The sequence below is a fragment of the Streptomyces sp. NPDC005483 genome (assembly GCF_040606035.1).
Classification (GTDB): Bacteria; Actinomycetota; Actinomycetes; order Streptomycetales; family Streptomycetaceae; genus Streptomyces.
This window is the reverse complement of record NZ_JBEXEA010000010.1, coordinates 98,648-115,706: the sequence shown is the minus strand read 5'-3', so window position 1 is coordinate 115,706 and position 17,059 is coordinate 98,648. Positions and strand designations below refer to the sequence as shown.

Annotated in this window: 13 protein-coding genes and 2 pseudogenes; 8 read left to right on the top strand and 7 right to left on the bottom strand. The window is 69.2% G+C overall.

The features are described 5' to 3' along the window. Positions 1-319: 319 nt before the first annotated feature. From ABZT06_RS20755 to ABZT06_RS20745, 3 genes and pseudogenes are all read left to right on the top strand, one after another. Positions 320-1,108: an enoyl-CoA hydratase/isomerase family protein gene (locus tag ABZT06_RS20755; RefSeq protein WP_355742549.1), complete on the top strand. Its 789-nt coding sequence runs from the start codon at positions 320-322 to the stop codon at positions 1,106-1,108. Between the two features lie 45 nt (positions 1,109-1,153). Next, positions 1,154-1,870: a flavin reductase family protein gene (locus ABZT06_RS20750; protein WP_355742547.1), complete on the top strand. Its 717-nt coding sequence runs from the start codon at positions 1,154-1,156 to the stop codon at positions 1,868-1,870. A gap of 94 nt (positions 1,871-1,964) precedes the next feature. Continuing rightward, positions 1,965-2,162: pseudogene (locus tag ABZT06_RS20745) on the top strand (cholesterol oxidase); the annotation flags it as partial. A gap of 726 nt (positions 2,163-2,888) precedes the next feature. Here the strand turns inward: ABZT06_RS20745 and ABZT06_RS20740 are convergent. Together ABZT06_RS20740 and ABZT06_RS20735 are read right to left on the bottom strand one after the other, a co-directional pair. Continuing rightward, positions 2,889-3,458 carry a TetR/AcrR family transcriptional regulator gene (locus tag ABZT06_RS20740; protein WP_355742544.1) on the bottom strand — a complete coding sequence of 190 codons (570 nt, stop codon included), beginning with the start codon at positions 3,456-3,458 and terminating at the stop codon, positions 2,889-2,891. A 242-nt stretch (positions 3,459-3,700) separates the two neighbouring features. Next, on the bottom strand, positions 3,701-4,999 hold the full coding sequence (locus tag ABZT06_RS20735) for an SNG1 family protein (RefSeq protein WP_355742541.1): 1,299 nt from the start codon (positions 4,997-4,999) through the stop codon (positions 3,701-3,703). 320 nt (positions 5,000-5,319) lie between these two features. Between ABZT06_RS20735 and ABZT06_RS20730 the strand changes: the two genes are divergently transcribed. The 3 genes from ABZT06_RS20730 (at position 5,320) to ABZT06_RS20720 (ending at position 8,509) form a co-directional block, all read left to right on the top strand. Beyond that, positions 5,320-5,739 carry a hypothetical protein gene (locus ABZT06_RS20730; protein ID WP_355742538.1) on the top strand — a complete coding sequence of 140 codons (420 nt, stop codon included), beginning with the start codon at positions 5,320-5,322 and terminating at the stop codon, positions 5,737-5,739. Positions 5,740-6,164: 425 nt separating this feature from the next. Next, positions 6,165-6,443, top strand: coding sequence for a GlsB/YeaQ/YmgE family stress response membrane protein (locus tag ABZT06_RS20725; RefSeq protein ID WP_355742535.1), 279 nt, complete (start codon positions 6,165-6,167; stop codon positions 6,441-6,443). Positions 6,444-7,288: 845 nt separating this feature from the next. Beyond that, on the top strand, positions 7,289-8,509 hold the full coding sequence (locus tag ABZT06_RS20720; protein ID WP_355742532.1) for a metallophosphoesterase: 1,221 nt from the start codon (positions 7,289-7,291) through the stop codon (positions 8,507-8,509). A gap of 165 nt (positions 8,510-8,674) precedes the next feature. On the opposite strand, the gene ABZT06_RS20715 is transcribed toward ABZT06_RS20720, so the two are convergent. Continuing rightward, on the bottom strand, positions 8,675-10,816 hold the full coding sequence (locus ABZT06_RS20715; RefSeq protein ID WP_355742529.1) for a discoidin domain-containing protein: 2,142 nt from the start codon (positions 10,814-10,816) through the stop codon (positions 8,675-8,677). Between the two features lie 360 nt (positions 10,817-11,176). Between ABZT06_RS20715 and ABZT06_RS20710 the strand changes: the two genes are divergently transcribed. Next, positions 11,177-12,532, top strand: a complete 1,356-nt coding sequence (locus ABZT06_RS20710) for a beta-1,3-glucanase family protein (RefSeq protein WP_355742526.1) — start codon at positions 11,177-11,179, stop codon at positions 12,530-12,532. 328 nt (positions 12,533-12,860) lie between these two features. Here the strand turns inward: ABZT06_RS20710 and ABZT06_RS20705 are convergent, their stop codons facing one another. The 3 genes and pseudogenes from ABZT06_RS20705 to ABZT06_RS20695 all read right to left on the bottom strand — a co-directional run. Continuing rightward, positions 12,861-13,583, bottom strand: a complete 723-nt coding sequence (locus ABZT06_RS20705) for a FadR/GntR family transcriptional regulator (protein WP_355742523.1) — start codon at positions 13,581-13,583, stop codon at positions 12,861-12,863. A 171-nt stretch (positions 13,584-13,754) separates the two neighbouring features. Then, positions 13,755-14,114, bottom strand: coding sequence for a YrhB domain-containing protein (locus tag ABZT06_RS20700; protein ID WP_355742520.1), 360 nt, complete (start codon positions 14,112-14,114; stop codon positions 13,755-13,757). Then, a pseudogene (locus tag ABZT06_RS20695) lies at positions 14,111-14,365 on the bottom strand (hypothetical protein); the annotation flags it as partial. The pseudogene ABZT06_RS20695 and the gene ABZT06_RS20700, both read right to left, overlap by 4 nt. A 91-nt stretch (positions 14,366-14,456) precedes the next feature. On the opposite strand from ABZT06_RS20695, the gene ABZT06_RS20690 reads away from it, so the two are divergent. Beyond that, entirely contained in the window at positions 14,457-14,582 is a 126-nt protein-coding gene (locus tag ABZT06_RS20690; protein WP_355742517.1) for a hypothetical protein, read from the top strand. Between the two features lie 121 nt (positions 14,583-14,703). Here ABZT06_RS20690 and ABZT06_RS20685 read toward each other — a convergent pair whose 3' ends face one another. Then, positions 14,704-16,971, bottom strand: a complete 2,268-nt coding sequence (locus tag ABZT06_RS20685; RefSeq protein WP_355743072.1) for a M4 family metallopeptidase — start codon at positions 16,969-16,971, stop codon at positions 14,704-14,706. Positions 16,972-17,059 lie beyond the last annotated feature (88 nt).

The window sequence follows — 17,059 nt, the reverse complement described above, 5'->3', positions numbered from 1 at the left end:
CCGGAACGGGAGAACGGTGGCGACACCGTCGCAGGGGTGCCGATGACCCACTTGTCACCGATGACCTTCCGGCGCCGGCGTACGACCACGCCTCCCCCACTCCCGCACTGCTTGTGACCTCGTATCGCTGACGGCCCGGACCTGACCCCCACGCACACCAACCGGTACTGGTGACCGTCGCTGACGACGACCACCTGACCCTCGCGCCGTACAGCGCGCAGTCTCCAGCCGCCGCGCAATCTGCCCAGGGCCGGTCTTACGACCGCCTCACCCGGTGGGCCGCGAGCCCGGCCGCATTGTCCCAAGTCAAGGAAATGCCATGCCCGTTCTCACCCATTCCATCGATGGCGACATCGCCACGATCGTCCTCGACAACCCCCCGCAGAACCGATTCGCGCCCGAGTTCGCCGAGGAGCTCAGCGAAGCCGTCGACGCCATCACGCGCAGTTCGGCCCGCGCCGTCGTACTGCGGGCCGAGGGACCCGACTTCAGTTACGGTGGCGACTTCCGGCCCTGGGTCGGCGCCGACCGCACCAGCCTGCGAGCCGACTTCGACCAGGTCATGGCCGTGATCAACCGATTCGAGCAGCTCCCCGTCCCGGTCGTGGCCGCGGTCCAGGGGCTGTGCTTCGGCGGCGGGTTCGAACTAGCCCTGCGCGCCGACATCATCTTCGCCGGCGAGAGCGCCCGCTTCGGCCATCCCGAGCAGTCACTCGGCATCGTCACCCTCCTCGGCGGAATCTACCGCGTGGCCGAACGGGCCGGCCGGGCCCGCGCCTTCGAATGGGCACTGACCTCCGAGCAAGTACCCGCGTCGGTCATGGCCGAGGCCGGGGTCATCAACCACGTCGTTCCCGACGACCAACTGCGCACCGAGGCCGAGGCCTTCGCCCAAAAGATCGCCGCAGGCCCCACTCGGGCACACGTCGTACACAAGGCGTTGCTGCGCGCCTGGGCCACCGGCGGCATCCCGTCCGCCGACCAGCAGCTGTTCGACCTCGCCGTCCCGCTCTACGAGACCGAGGACGTCAAGGACGGCCTGGCCTCGGCCGCCAAGGCCCTCGAAGAGGGCCGCCCCCGGCCCGTCCTCCCCTTCAAGGGCCGCTGATCGCCGCCCCTCTCCCCCACTCGCCGCTAGCCAGAGGACATCAATATGATCATCGATTCCGCGGACCTGGACGCGAAGTCCGCCTACAAGCTGCTCATCGGCAGTGTCATTCCCCGCCCCATCGCCTGGGTGAGCACCTTGTCCACCGAAGGTGTGGGCAACCTGGCCCCCATCTCCTTCTTCACGGTCGTCGGACGCAAGCCGCCTCGGATCTCGCTGTCGATTCAGCCGCGCTCGGACGGGGCCACGCTCAAGGACAGTTTCGTCAACATCCGTGACACCGGCGAGTTCGTCGCCAACATGGCCACCCTGCCGCAGATCAACGGGCTCAACCGCAGCGCCTTCGAGTTCGAGCCCGATGTCGACGAGTTCGACGCGGTCGGGCTGGAGAAGGTGGCGTCGGAAGCCGTTCGTCCGCCGCGCATCAAGGGGGCGCCCATCGCGTTCGAGTGCACCGTCGAGCACATCTTCTCGTCTCCCGACGGACTCAACAACGTCGTGTGGGGCAACGTGGTGCGCTTCTACGTCCGAGACGACCTCTATGTGGGCGGCCGGATCGACTTCGGTGCCATCGCTCCGGTGGGACGACTCGCCGCCGAGTACACCCTGGTGAACAACGCGTTCGAGGCCCCGCTCGACGCCGAGGTGCTCAAGGAGCACTCCGGACGCCGGATGGAGCGCCTGGACCAGAAGGACACGCACTACTCGCCGATCGACACACCGCATTGGTCGCCGTCCGGCTCCACCACCACCCTCGACTGACAGGGAGGGGGGTGGGACAGTGACCCTGCCTGCGGGGACCGGCGCGCCGATCGGCCGCCGTATCGTCCGGCTTCGCCGGCCCTCGCCCGCGCTCCGCGTCGGCGTGATGAACGTGATGAAGGCGGGTCGCCGTTTCACGCAGGACTCGTTGTCCTGGAACTCCTGGGACATCAGGCGCTCCTTCTGGGCACCCACGCTCGGCCTGTACGGCATCTAGCGCATCCAGCTGCTGGGCAACGTCGTGGCGCTGGCCGGCGTGGGCGGCTGCTCGCTCGCCTACGCCAGCACCCTCCAGGGAGGGGACGATGCGGCGCAGCGTGCTGATGTGCCGGGCCTGCGGGCCAGTGTTGCATCGTGGGTTCTACCCCGAACGGTTGCTGCCACCACGATCGCCTTGGTGACGGCCGCGGGGGCATCGCCCGTTCCGTGACCGCCGTCGCGAGAACCTGATCGGTGATGCGACGCTGCTTCTCGTAGGCATCCAGGGGTGTGCCGGGCTGCGTGCTGCTCGTCGCGAACCCGGTGCCGGTCCGGCCGGGTTCGACGATCAGGGCCCGCACGCCGCGTTCGCGGACCTCGCGGTCGACAGACTCGAAGAGTCCCGCGACCGCTTGCTTGGAGGCGGCAGAGGCGCCCAGGGTGTCCGGGGACACGGGCTCATCATCATCTCGCGTCCGCCTTCGGACTCACCGCTCCGGCGTACATGGCCCACCTGCCGGATGGCGGTGGTGGTGGTGACCAGACCTGCCGCTGACCACGTTGAGGTCGATGAACGCCAGGCTGTCGAGCGGGGTGACGCGTGCCAGCCCTTCGGGACATGGCGAACGCCTACGCGCGGCTGATCGGCTGGTTTCGACGCGACCCGAGAGGCTCGACAGGCAGATGAATGGGTCCGCGCGGTCTGGATGAGGGTCTGGGAAAGCGTGCAGCTGCCCCGGATGCCGAACCGGACCGCACGAGTCTTCGCCAAGTAGCCGGAAGGCACGGAAGGCACGAAGCCTTCTGGACAGACGAGGCGTCAGCGCACGCCCGCCGCATCCAACAGGGTGACCACCGTGGGGGCGATGAGTCCCGTCATCGCGTCGGCTCCGATCCCCGCGCGGGCGCTGGCGCCGTCGAAGACCAGGCTGAGCTGTCGGGCCAGCAGGTCGGGGTCGCTCGCGCCGCCCTGTTCGGCCTCGGTGCGGAAGAAGTTTGTCAGTTTCGCCTTGATCCGGTGAGCCACCTGACTCGCGGAGTGGCTCTGGTCCTTCAGCTCGATCTGCACAGCCAGGTACGGGCAGCCTCGGAACTCGGGCGCGCCCGCCTGCGACTCCAGTTGCTCGAAGACGTGGAGGATCCGCTCGCGGGAGGAGCGGCCGTCGGCCGCCGGGGGCAGGAGGGCGGCCACGAAGGCGGCACTGCGCTCCTTCAGGCTTGCTGCCAGCAGTTCGTCCTTGCTCTCGAACAGCTGGTACATGGAGCGCTTCGACACTCCCGCCGCCTTGCACAGTGCGTCGACGCCGATGTTGACACCGTCTCGATAGGTGAGCGTGGCCGCCGCTTCCAGCAGGCGCTCTCTGGAACTTGGCTTCACTTCGGTGGTCATACCGTGAGGGTAACTCGAATCGGACGAAATAGAAACCGATCGGTTTCCTTGGGTGCCGGGAGCCGTCGGCACCGTCCGGGGCACCTGGAGTCCGCGCAGCGGCTCGGCGGCTGTCTCGGGGGGAGAAGGAAAGGCTGTCGCCGAGCCCTGATGGTGCGCCGCCCCTCGTCCCCACAACGGACGTTACGCACGGGGCCGCTCCGCACAACGGCCCCGCCCTGGGTGATGCGGGAGGCGTTCCGCTACACCGCGCTGGCGTTCTTCTCGGGCTCCGCCTCGACCGGGATGCGGTGCAGCCCCTTGCGGTCGTACCACCCCAGCACGCCGAAGCCGAACAGCAGGGCCGCCACGAGGCCGGCGGCCATCATGACCCAGCCCCGGGTCAGACCCGCGTCGCCCTGGGCGTCGTAGTAGAGGATCGAGCGGATGCCGCCGGTGATCTGCCGCAACGGCTCGAACTCCGCGAGGAACCGGTAGAAGCCGGGCAGTGCCTGGATCGGCGTGGTGGCGTTGGCCGTCGGCACCGCCATCCCGATGAAGACCAGCGTGGCCACCAGCATGCCGGGGGTGCCGAACACGGCGAGGAGCGTGAGCGCGCCGATCCCGGAGACCGCGACGGCGCACACCGAGAACAGCCACAGCAGCGGCAGGTGGGAGGCGTCCATGCCCATGATGCCGACCGCGCCCACCATGACCAGCGTGCCCATCACCAGGGACAGAGTCGCCAAGAGGGTGCTGCTGACGGCCAGGGTCTGCACCCGGGTCGCCCGGATCAGCGGGCGGTGCATGCGCAGCGGGCCCATGTCGTTATGGGTGTAGCCGAGAGCGTGGTCGACCTGGCCGCTGATGACGTTGGCGGAGAGCATGCCGCACACCACGAGGGCGAGCGCGTAGTAGAACGCCGACAGGCCCAGGCCGCTGTGCGCGTCGAGCGGATGGCCGTCCTTCACCGTGACGGCGGCCGGGTCGGCGAGCAGAACACGGGCCGCGGCGGGCAGCTTGGCCTGCGCGGGCCCGATCTGGGCGGTCAGCTCCTTGCCCACGTTCAGCGAGGCGCTCTCGGCCGCCTGGGTAGTCGCCGTCCGGGCCAGGCCGGAGCCCAGGCTGCCGGCGGACTGGTTGGTCAGCACCGTCAGCGCCGGGCGGACCGGCGTCCCGGTGGCCGCGGTGCCGGTCAGGGCGGTGACCGACGAGGTGAAGTCGGCGGGGACGACAAGCGCGCCGTACAGCTTGCCCTTGCCGAGTTCCTCCTTCACCTCCTTCTCGTCCATCACCTTCCAGTCGATCTTGTCGCCGCTCGCGGTGGATTTCTTGATCGACCCGGTGATCTGGGCCCCCAGGTTGACCTGCTTGCCGCCGACGGCAGCTCCCTTGTCGGCGTTGACCAGGCCGACGGGCAGCTTCTTCATGTGGCCGGCCGGATCGATGTTGGCGCCGACGTACAGCACGGCGAACAGCAGCGCGAGAACACCTGTGATCACACCGCTGGCGATCCACAGGGGTTTCGCGCGCAGCACGCGGAAGGGATGGATTCCATTCATGACTTACTCCGGCCTGGACAACACAACTGGATCGGGAAGTGACCGGACGGCGCCATCGCAGACCGGGGACTTTCTGCCTCAAGACCCTTCAGCACGGTTCGCGGCGACCGGTTGAGGATGAGCCCTGTCGGCGCCCCGACCACCGTCGACGAAGCTACGACGGCAACCGTGGATCACGGTCCCGGCCGCCCCCCAAACGGAAACCGGCCGGTTTCACGCCATCGTAAACCGACCAGTTTCCAAATCCAAGTCGAGAGGCTGACGGCACCCGTCGTGTTGCGTGAGGAAGCGAGGAAGCAACGTCACTGCCCGCCTGGCAAGTGCAGAGCTGGCCGGACCCGCTGGTAGTCCTCACCGGTGGGCACAGCCCCGAGCAGGACCGGCAGATTCGCCGGATCTTCGCGCACCGGCTCCACCTGGTGAGCGAGCTGCACGGCGCGGGTGGGCGGCCGGCTGTGGGCACCGACACCGGCACGGGATACCTCGTCCCGCGCTTTGCCCTGCACGGCGAACTGGTGCTGCTCGTGGCAGCCGGCCTCACCTCGCGCGAGGCCCTGCGCGCGGCCACACAGGACGCGGCGGCCCGCGCCCTCGGCCCGCCTGCCCTGCCTGCCTGCCTGCCTGCCTGCCTGCCTGCCGTAGGCACCGTGGCCCGTGAGCAGGTTGCAGATCTGTTGTCCTCGACGCCGACCCTCTGCGAGACATCCGCAACACCCGCCGTATCCACGGCGTGGTCGTAGACGGCCGTTGGACAGGTGGATCCCGCTGCAGGAACGCCACCGGCTGCTCGCAGCGTGGAACACGCCGCCGCGCACACCCCACCGCCCCAGGAAGGGGTGGCCATCACAGGCTGGAGCTGCGGCGGGCACCCCTGAGGGCCCTGCGTCGACGCCGCCGAGGCCGCACCGTTCGGCCACCGATCGACGGCGCCGCAGACGGCCGTACCGTCGACAATCGGCCCACGGCGCCAGCGATCTGCGGGAAGGACGGGCGAACTCCCGGTGGGCGCCCGCTTCTTCGGCAGGGGGGTGGACGAGCGGTCATGGTGCGAGTCAGAACTTCGGCAGCGGGCTGTCCGCCTCGCGTCGGCCACCCTTATTCAAGGTTTATCTTTCCCGTCCGCGTGCATTCGGGTGGGGAAGGTATTCCTGAACGAGGAGGAGACGTGGGCATCATCGCCTGGATTCTGATCGGCCTGCTGGCCGGCGCCATCGCCAAGCTTCTGCTGCCCGGCAAGGACCCGGGCGGAATCATCATCACCATGCTGATCGGCATCGTCGGCGGTCTTCTTGGGGGCTGGCTCGGCAAGGTGATCTTCGGTGTCGACTCGATCGACGGTTTCTTCGACCTGTCCACCTGGGTGGCCGCCATCATCGGCTCCCTCATCCTGCTCGTGCTGTACCGAGTGGTCACGGGCAACCGGCGGTCCCACCGCCACGCCTGATGTGCGGCCTCGGCCGGCCTCGCCGTTCAACGCCAAGGCCGGCTGAGGCGCGTACCTCCGTGACACGCAGCCCGAACGCCGCGTGACACGGATGCGGTCCTCCGGTGCGGGTCGCGGACAGTGTCCGCGGCCCGCATCAGTTTTTTGCCGATCCCCGAGAACTCTTCCGAAGGCATCTTTGGCGTGATGTCGGTCGACGACCCATCGGTGTCGATGTCGATCGGCCTATTGCGCGGCGCGGTCACCGGCCTCCGTCGAGGAGGGGAAGACAGGGGCGTAGGTCAGACCGAGGTGCACGGTCAGCCGCCTTCACGCGAGGGGCCTGTTCGGGGCAGTGCCGCCGATCCGTTCCGAGTCGATGTGGGCAGTGGCGCTCTCGGGAAGCCTGGTCGCGGCCGGTACGGGGTACGGGTGCGCGGTGCTGGGCGGCGCAGCGGCTCCTGCGCGTGGGCCTGGAGCGACGGCGCATTCCGCAGGGAGCCGAGGCGCGGCAATGGATGAACGGATCGACCACGAGACGACTTCTCCCGCAGAAAGCCAGAGGACCAGAGGGCGCGGGCGCAGTCCGCGGCCCGACGCAGGTTCTCGTCGACCGCGTGCGGTATGCCGAGGCCCTCGGAGCAAGATGTGCCGTACGGCCGGCCCGTCAGGCGTCGACGACGGGACAACCACGCCACATCAGCGACGCCAGGCCAAGCGTGCTCCAGGGCGCACATCGGCGGTCGGCCACCGGAACTGAACAGTCCCCCGACGGCTTGGCTGTTACGGTCTGAATGCCGGTCCGTCCCGCCAGTGGGCGACCGGATACAGTGCGCCAGACGGCAGCCTGGTCAGAGAGGACAAGCGTGAGCGCCACCAGCAACACCCAGTCCGCGGAGGGTGAAGCGCGAGCGCCGCGGCCGAGCCGACTGCACCGCCTGATGCGCTACCTCCCCCTGATCGCCCCGGTTCTGCTGTGGGCCGTGCCGTGCGGCGTGTTGCTGTACAGCGGCCAGCACTGGCCGCTGCCCGTCACGCTGGTCGGCACCACCCTGTTCGTCCTCGGCCTCGTCGGTATGCCGCTCGCGATGGCGCGCGGCCACGGCCGGCGCCAGCAGGACTGGGCAGCGATCATCGGTGACACCCTGCTGGGCACCAGCTGGGTCCTGTTCACCTGGTCCGTTCTCCTCGGCGTCTTCTTGCGGCTCGCCCTGACCCTGGCCGGCGTCGGCGAGAGCCAGGACCGCGCCCGCATCGTCACCTGGGCCGTCCTCGGTGTCACCGCCGTCCTGCTCGCCTGGGGGTACGCCGAGGCCCGCCGCGTGCCACGCGTGCGCCGACTCGACGTGCAACTCCCGCGGCTGGGTGCCGGGTTGGACGGCCTCCGGGTCGTCCTCATCACCGACACCCACTACGGTCCCCTCGATCGCGCCCGCTGGTCAGCGCGGGTGTGCGAGACGGTGAACTCCCTGGAAGCGGACGTGGTCTGCCACACCGGCGACATCGCGGACGGCACGGCCGAACGCCGCCGCGCCCAGGCCGCTCCCCTCGGTACCGTGCGGGCAACTCGCGCCCGTGTCTACGTCACCGGCAACCACGAGTACTACAGCGAAGCCCAAGGCTGGGTCGATCTGATGGACGAGCTGGGCTGGGAGCCACTGCGCAACCGCCATGTGCTGGTCGAACGCGGAGGCCACACCCTCGTCGTCGCCGGCGTGGACGACGTCACCGCCGAGTCCTCCGGTCTGGCGGGCCACCGCGCCCACCTTGCGGGCGCCTTGAACGGCGCTGACCCCGACCTGCCCGTCCTGCTCCTGGCACACCAGCCCAAGTTCATCGACCGGGCAGCAGCAGCCGGCATCGACCTCCAGCTGTCCGGACACACCCACGGCGGCCAGATCTGGCCCTTCCACCACCTCGTCCGCATCGATCAGCCCGCGCTAGCAGGTCTCAGCCACCACGGCTCCCGCACCCTCCTCTACACCAGCCGCGGCACCGGATTCTGGGGCCCGCCGTTCCGCGTCTTCGCCCCCAGCGAGATCACCCTGCTCGTGCTCCGCTCCCCGCACTCGCCCGCCTCGGCGTAGCACAGGATCCTGCTCCTCAGGTTCACGGTTGTTGTGCCCAAAGCGCCCCAAGGGCCTCCAGCTCTCAGGGGATTCGGAGTGCTGTCCCGGAGTGTTGTCGGCCCGCCACCGATGCCCACGAGTTGCGGCTTCGGTGACGGGCCGACGGCGGCGCCTTCGCGTCGGTTACGGGAACTGCGTGACCTTGGAGGGCACCGTGTCGGTGCCGGACGTAGGCGCGCCGGTGTCGTTGACGACGTGGGCGTACTGGCCCTTGCCGCCCAGCGAGATCACCAGCAGGTCATGCATCCTGACACCGGATCTGACGGGCACCTGGAAGCCATGGTGCTGCACGATCGAGGGGTCCGAGGTGTAGTTGCAGTAGCTGCCCAGCCCCCACGCCTCGTGCTGCGCCACCGTGTCGGCGACCTTGTAGGCCGCGTAGCCGACGATGCCGTCATGGGAGATCGCGGCGGCGTTCGGGGCGTCGTAGGCCTTCTCGTTCTGGAAGAAGATCGTGCGGCCTCGTTCGCCGCTCCACAGCACGTCGTACTTGTTGAAGTGTTCCACGAACAGACCGGTGGCCAGGACGTCGTCGCCGTTGACCTTCAGGCCGTAGTCGGCGCGGTTGGTGTCCCAGCCGACGCCGTCGCCGTGGTCGGCGCGCCAGAGCCAGGTGTGGTCGATGACCACGTCGTCGCTGTTGACGACGACGGAGTTGGTCGCGAGCCCCGGTCCCGCCCCGCCGATCCGGACGAAGACGTCCTGCATGGTGGTGGGGTCGGCCGCGTGGTCGGCGGAGGCGCCGGGCTCGCCGATCCGCAGCAGTGTGTCGGAGTTGGCGCGACCGGCGTCGATGAGGAAACCGGCGAGCCGTACGCCGTTGACGTCGGCCACGTGCAGGGCGTCGACGCCGTTGTCCGGCACGATCGTGGCCAGGCCCAGTCCGAGCACCACCGTGCCCGGCCTCGTCACGTCGATGGTCCGGTCGAGGTGGTAGACCCCGGGGGTGAACAGCAGGTTGAGGCCCTGGGCCAGCGCCTGGTTGATGGTGGCGGCGGTGGCGCCCGGCTTGACGACGTAGAACTGGTCCAGCGGGAGCGAGGTGCCGGCGTTCGCCGGCCAGGACACCCCGCGCGCATTGGTGCGCTTGGCGGGCACGAACACCTTGTAGGTGCCGCCGTCGAGGTAGAGGAACGGCTTCTCGCGGGAGACGGGCGTCGTGTCGAGGGTGGTGTACGGGCCCGAGTCGAAGTTGGTCGCCGGCGCGCCCTGCACACCGGTGAACGTCATGTTCCACACGCCGTTGGTCCAGCCGCCGACAGAACTGTCGCGGGTGTACCACTGCTGCTGGGAGTACGGGCCGACGGTGCCGTCGATCCTGGAGTCGGCGATGTAGCCGCCCGAGGCCCAACCGTAGCCGTTGGGCGCCAGGTTGAGGCCGCCCTGGATGTGGATGCGACGGAAGGGCGCGGCCTGTGCCACGGCCCAGCGGTCGGTGCCGTTGGACGGTCTGATGGCGAGGTTTTCGGCCGAACGCCAGAAGTTCTGGGTGGCGTTGCCGTTGAACCAGCCCGCGTCGACGGTGACGTCACCGTTGATCTGGGTGTCGTCGGGGTTCAGTCCGAGGCCCGAGATCGAGGTGTAGAAACCGAGTTGGGCGTTGATGCCGTTGTAGGTGCCCGGCTTGAGCAGGAACTGGTAGCGCCCCGAGCCGAACTGCGCCGACTCCTGCTGGGCGAAGACCTGATCGAACTTCTGCTGGAGGTTGGGGGTGGAAGGGTCCACGACGATCACGTTCGGGCCGAGGTCACCGCCGCCCTGGATCGGGCCGCTGCCACCGCCCATGGCGCCGAAGACCTCGAACTCCCAGGCGGAGTAGCCCCATTGGGTGGCACGGTGGACACCCAGGAGCCGTACGTACCGGCCTTGACCGGAGACGTCGAGGGTGTCGGTTCCGCCGTCTCCTCCGGTGACCGAGCGCAGATCGGTCCAGGTGCTGCCGTCGTTCGAGGACTGGATCTTGTAGTCCTTGCCGTAGGCGGTCTCCCAGTTGATGACGACTTGGCTTATGGAGGCCGTGGCGCCGAGATCGACCTGCAGCCACTGGTCGTCGGTGAATGCCGAGGACCACCGGGTGGCGGTGTCGCCGTCCACGGCCGCGCTCGCGGGGGTGCCGGGGTTCTCGGTGGAGGAGGACGTCGCCGTCCTGCCCTGGGACAGGTTCGCGTCGGCGCTCGGGGCTGCGGCCGCCGGGAGTCGGGTGATGGGCAGGGTGATCAGTGCTGCCGTGGCGGCAAGCGCGACACCCAGGGATCTGAGTCTCATGAAGGTTCCTGCGGGTGCGTCGGGGAAGCGTGGGGAGCGCCGACGGCAGGGGCCTGGGACATGGTGCATTCGCCGCGGCGGCGCTTAGTTCACGTCTTGATTTAACTGATGAGTCGTAAGTTTCGGCAAGCCTTCGGAAGTTGAAATCTTTCCCGGTCCACTCCCGCCGGATCCCTTGACATCTTGATGACATGCCCTCAACACTCCTCGTCGAGAGAGCGCTCTCGGGCATCGCCCGCAATGACGTCGCCGACTCGCTCCCGCACGCCCCGGCCCGGGAACACCCGCACCGAGAGAGCGCTCTCACATCTGCTGTTGCTCCAATCCCCCCGCACGCCGCAACGGCTTGAGGAGACTCACATGCAGAGGCTTGTCAGCGCCCCCACCAGCAGTCCCCCGCCGGGCACCACGCACTCACGCGCCGCACTCGGCATAGTCCTCGCCCTGATCGCCGCCTTCTTCACCGTCCTGGCCCCTACGCCCGCGCGCGCCGGGGACCAGCTGTTGTCCCAGGGCAGACCGGCCACCGCCTCATCGACCGAGAACGCGGGCACACCCGCGAGCGCGGCCGTGGACGGCGACGCCGGCACCCGCTGGTCCTCCGCTTTCTCCGACCCGCAATGGATACGGGTCGACCTCGGATCCGTCCAGCAGCTCAGCCGCGTCAGCCTCAACTGGGAGGCCGCCTACGCGACCGCCTTCCAGATCCAGACCTCCACCGACGCCGGCACCTGGACCACCGTCCACTCGACCACCACCGCGACCGGCGGCACCCAGAACATCACCATCTCCGGCAGCGGACGCTACGTCCGCCTCTACGGCACCGCGCGCGGCACCCCGTACGGCTACTCGCTGTGGGAGTTCCAGGTCTACGGCCCCGGCGGCACCACTCCGCCGGACGACTTCTGGGGCAGCACCACCGGCATACCCCCGGCGAACAACGCCGTCGAGGTGAAGATCCTCAACCGCACCAACGGCAAGTACCCCGACAGCCAGGTGTACTGGAGCTTCAACGGCCAGACGCACTCCATCGCCGAGCAGCCCTACCTCGACATGGCCGCCAACTCCGCGGGCCGCATGTACTTCTACCTCGGCTCACCCGACGGCCCGTACTACGACTTCATCGAGTTCACCGTCGGCAACAACGTCTTCAACGGCAACACCACCCGGGTCGACGCCTTCGGCCTGAAGCTGGCCATGCGCCTGCACACCAAGGATGGTTACGACGTCGAGGTCGGCGAGAACCGTCAGACCTTCGCCGAGGACCGCGCCACCACCTTCCAGCGCTTCACCGACGCCGTGCCGAGCGAGTTCAAGGTACTGGCCCGGACCCAGGCCCCGTACCGGATCATCGCGCCCGGCAGCGATCCGAGCTTCCGCGCGGGCGGCGCGAACGCCAACTACTTCACCGCGTACGCCCAGTCGGTGGGCGTGAACGCGGCCACCTCCGACATCTTCGGCTGCGCCGCCTCCCTGGCGGGCAACCCCGACATGTGCGCCGCCCTCAACCGCCACGTCGCCACCCTGCCGGCCTCCCAGCAGTCCGACCCGGCGCAGTTCTACAAGGCGGCACCGGCGAACTACTACGCAAAGTTCTGGCACGACAACGCCATCAACCACCTCGCCTACGGTTTCCCCTACGACGACGTGGCGGGCCAGTCCACCTTCATCTCCCACGCCAACCCGCAGTGGCTCCTGGTGGCCGTCGGCTGGTAGACCGGACACACAGCCGGTCGAGTCACTACTGCCGTCCGACACTCCCGTGGAGGCGCCGGTCGACGTGACCGGCGTCCACGACGAATGCACCGGTCCACGGTGGTCAGTCTTCCGGGGCCGATGGGTTGCACGGAGCCGTCCCAGACGTTGCGGAAATTGGCGACCAGCATGCCGAGTCCAGACCCCAGGCGGCGACTCCTCCGGCTTGGCGGCACGTGGGCCACTTCACCGAAGCCGGCGATACGCGTGCCCTTTCGGGTGCCGGCTGCGGCGGCCCCCGGCGTTCGTCGTGACTGCCTGGGGCCCCTCGGTCGGCCGGGCCCACCCGTCACGACTCGGCTGTCACGCCCCACGGCAGGGCTTCTCCCGAGCGCACGTGGCCTCTCAGCCACTGCTCGGTGTTGCTGACGTGCAGTAGCGCGGCGGCCTGGCTGAGGGGGGCGTTGCGGGCGGACAGTGCCCGGAAGATCGCCTCGTGCTCGGCGAGGGTCCGGTCCGAGGCCTGGGTGTCGACAAGGCCGCGCCAGATGCGGGCACGCAGGGTACGCCCGGAGATGCCCTCCAGGAGCGTGAGCAGGGTTTCGTTGCCGGTGGCGGAGATGACGGCGCGATGGAAGGCGGCGTCGTGAGCGTTGAGCCGCTCGACGTCGTCCCGGGCTTCACGCATGGCCTCCAGGTGCCGCTCGACTTCGGCCAGTTGCCCGTCGGAGATGCGGGTGGCGGCCAGCGCGGTGGCGACCGGTTCCAGGAGCCGCCGTGTCTCCATGAGGTCCTGCAGCGCGGTCAAGTCACCCTGCAGCAGTTCCACCGCACCGCCGAGCCCCTCCAGGAGCAGGCTCGGCTGCAGGCTGGTCACGTAGGTGCCGTCGCCCCGCCGGACCTCCAGGACCCGGGCGACGGACAGCGCCTTCACGGCCTCCCGGGCCAGGTTGCGCGAGAGGCCGAGCTGGGCGGCCAGCTCCGGCTCCGGCGGGAGCTTCGAGCCGGGCGGCAGCGCTCCGGTGCGGATCAGCTCCCGGATCTGCGATATTGCCTTGTCCGTGAGAGACACCGCGCACTCCTTCCGGGCCCGTTCGCCGCGGGCACGTCCGACCTGTTCCGCGGTCCGCATCCCGAGGGTGACGTTGATGATAAGGGGACGGCAGTACGGGAAGGAGACGGCCGGCCATGGGCAGCGTCCTGGCGTGCGCCGTGCAGACGTCGGCAATCGCCAGAGCGCCGGTCACCAAAGCCGGGGGGCCTCCTGGTAGTCGTACTTCGTGCCCTCGGTGGGCCGGTCGCCGGAGAGCAGTGTTGACGTTTCGTTGTCGTACTGGCGCTGGTAGTCGGCGACGGTGTCACCGAACTGGGGGCCTCCGAGTTGGTGCAGGCCGCCGTCGCGCCGGTCCACAACGATGGGGCCGGTGCCCACCCACAGGTCGCGGGTCCGGCGGGTCCTGGCCCAGGTGGCGCTCTGATAGTGGAACTCCCAGCCGAAGCGGTGCTCGGTGATGCTGATGATGACGGCGGCGATGTCGTCTTCTGCGGGCGTCTGGGCGAGATGCATCTCGACGACTCGGTGTGCTTGCTCGGCTGTGATCACGGGGTGAGGTTACTTCCGCGGAACCGGTGCCCAGCCGCTGTTGGTGGTGCCGGCGTGAAAAGACGGTTGTCGCGGAGGAGGGCCCAGAGGATGTCGACGTGGCGGCGGGCGAAGCAGGCGACGGCTGTAGCGCTGGGGCCGGTGAAGGTTGCCGGTGCGGCGTCCGGAGTCCTCGGCGACAGACACCAGGCGGGCGCGGAGGCGAGGTGGCCAGCGTCGGGGTAGGCAGCCAGGTCGCCCGCGGCCACAAGGAACGGCTGAGTGTGCAAGGCGCCGCCGGTCCGCCGGTCGAATTGCATGAGCTGTTCGTCCAGGGCCAGTAGCTGTGATGCAGGCGGCCTCATGATGAGCCAGGTCCTGGGCCGCGTCCGGCGGAAGATGCTGCGCGTCGGTCTGTCCGCCGTGCTCGACGACCTCGGCGAGGACGGCGCACTCCGCCCCGGAAGCAATCTCAAGCCCAGGAGCTGATTTTCGAAGGACGTACGCGGCAGCGGATACCGGGCCCCTGAGCCCCTACAGCAAGGATGTCGACGGCCCCGAACTCCGCCGCCCGGATCCCGAAAGACCCGGGCGGCGGTGTGCTGTCAGGTCAGGGTGCCAGCTGCCAGCGCGCGATGTACCCGACGTCGATGGAGGCCCGGTCCTGCACCCGCAGCTTCCAGGTGCCGTTCAGCGGTTGTGCGGAGGCGTCGACCGTGAAGGTCTGGTCGACGTTGTCGGCGGAGCCGCCGCTGCGGTTGAGCAGGGAGTAGACGGTGCCGTCGGGGCCGACGAGGTCGACGGTCAGGTCACCGCGGTAGGTGTGGACGATGTTGACGTAGACCGTGGTGGTCGCGGAGGCGTTGCCGTCACGGCCGGTGATGGTCACCGGGGACTCGACGGCGGCCCCGTTGTCGGGAATGTCGACGCGGGAGGCGTTGGCGTAGACGTAGGCGATCTGCCAGCTGAAGGTGTCCGAGGTGCTCGCCCCGGTGCTGTCGGTCACCTTGACGGTGACATCGCTGGTGCCGAGTGCGGTCGGGGTTCCGCTGATCAGACCGTTCGGGCTGATGGCCAGGCCGTCGGGCAGGCCGGTGGCCTCGTAGGTCAGCGCGGCTCCGGTGTTCGTGGTGTAGGCGTCCAGCTGAAGGCTGACCGCCTGGTTGATGCCGCTGGTCTGGTCGGCGATCGGGGCGAGGTTGACGCCGAGGGCGATGCGGTTGCCGACGTTGATCGCGGCCCAGGCGTCGGCGACGGCGAGGTAGGTCGGGCTGTAGGCGCCGAACAGGTCGGCGGCGGCGGACAGGGTGGCGGTGCGGGCGCCGGCGTAGTCGGTCGTCGAGGTCATGTACGTCGTCAGCGCGCGGTACCAGACCGCGGCGGCGTTCTCGATGCCGATGCCGGTGACGGGCCGGCCGTCGTAGGTCGGGCTGTCGTAGGAGACGCCGTTGACCGTCTTGGTGCCGCTGCCTTCGGAGAGCAGGTAGAAGAAGTGGTTCGCGGGACCGGAGGAGTAGTGGACGTCGATGCCGCCCAGGGTGGAGCTCCAACTGTCGCGCGAGGCGCCGTCCTTGGAGGGCTCGTCCATGTAACGCAGCGGGGTGCCGTCGCCGTTGATGTCGATCTTCTCGCCGACGAGGTAGTCGCCGGGGTCCGCCGAGAGGTTCTCGTGGAACTCGACGGCGGCGGCGAAGATGTCGGAGGTCGCCTCGTTCAGACCGCCGGACTCGCCCGAGTAGAGCAGGCCCGCGGTGGCGGCGGTGACTCCGTGGCTCATCTCGTGGGCGGCCACGTCGAGCGCTGTGAGCGGGTGAGTGTTGCCCGAGCCGTCGCCGTAGGTCATGCAGAAGCAGGAGTCCTGCCAGAAGGCGTTGACGTAGTTGTTGCCGTAGTGGGCGCGGCTGTAGGCGGCGACACCGTCGTTGCGGATGCCGTTGCGGCCGTAGGCCTCCTTGTAGAAGTCCCAGGTGGCCGCGGCGCCGAAGGCCACGTCGACGCCGGCGGTCTGACGGTCGGACGGCAGGCCGCTGCCCCAGACATCGTTGTCGTCCGTGAACAGGGTTCCGGTACCCGAGGTGCCCTGGTTCAGGTCGTACGTCTTGTGTCCGGCGCGGTCGGGGTCGACGAGCTGGTACGCCGATCCGGACGGGGTGGTGCCGAGCGGGACCGTACCGACGTACTGTCCTGTGCCCTCGCCGGTGTGCACCTTCTCGGCGCTCAGGAGTTCCTTGCCGGTGGAGGCATCGGTGACGACCTGGAGTTCGCTGGGCGTGCCGTCCCTCTGGACGCCCTTGACGAGGTTCTCCCATGCCAGTACGGGTTTGCCGGTTGCCGCCCAGACGACGAGGCGGGAGTCGTTGCCCGCCTGGGCGTCTTCGACCCGGTCCCGCTTGGAGGTCGCGAGGGCCTTGGCGGTGGCGCGGGCGGCCGTGATCCTCGGGTTGAGCGAGGGCACCGAGAGCCGTGCCGCGTTCGCCTTGGTGACGGTCGTACGGCCGCTGCTGTCGTGGACGACCAGGTCACCGCCCAGGACGGGCAGGCCGGCGAAGGTGCGCTCGTAGCGGGTGTGCGTGGTGCCGTCGGCATCGGCGATGACGTCCTTGACGACGAGCTTCTCCTTGGCGCCGAGGCCGATGCGCCGCGCTGTACCGGCCGCCGCGGACTGGGCGCTCCTGACCAGCGCGGTGCGGCGGGCTGGGGTCAGGGAGGTCTGGGCCGCGCCGGCCCGGGGGGTGGCAGTGATCTTCGCGCGCCCCGGGTCCGCCGGGGCCGGGCCGGCCAGGGCGGGGGTGGCCGCGACGAGCAGGGAGCCAAGAGCGGTGAGGGCAAGGGCACTTGCGCGTCTGCGTCGCACGAGCGCGCGGTGGGTCAGGGACAACGGGTTCTCCTTCGGTACGAGGGCCGGCCCGTGGTGGGGGCCGTGGACGAGCGGATCGGCGGGGTGCGCCGGTCCGGAGCGCTGCACG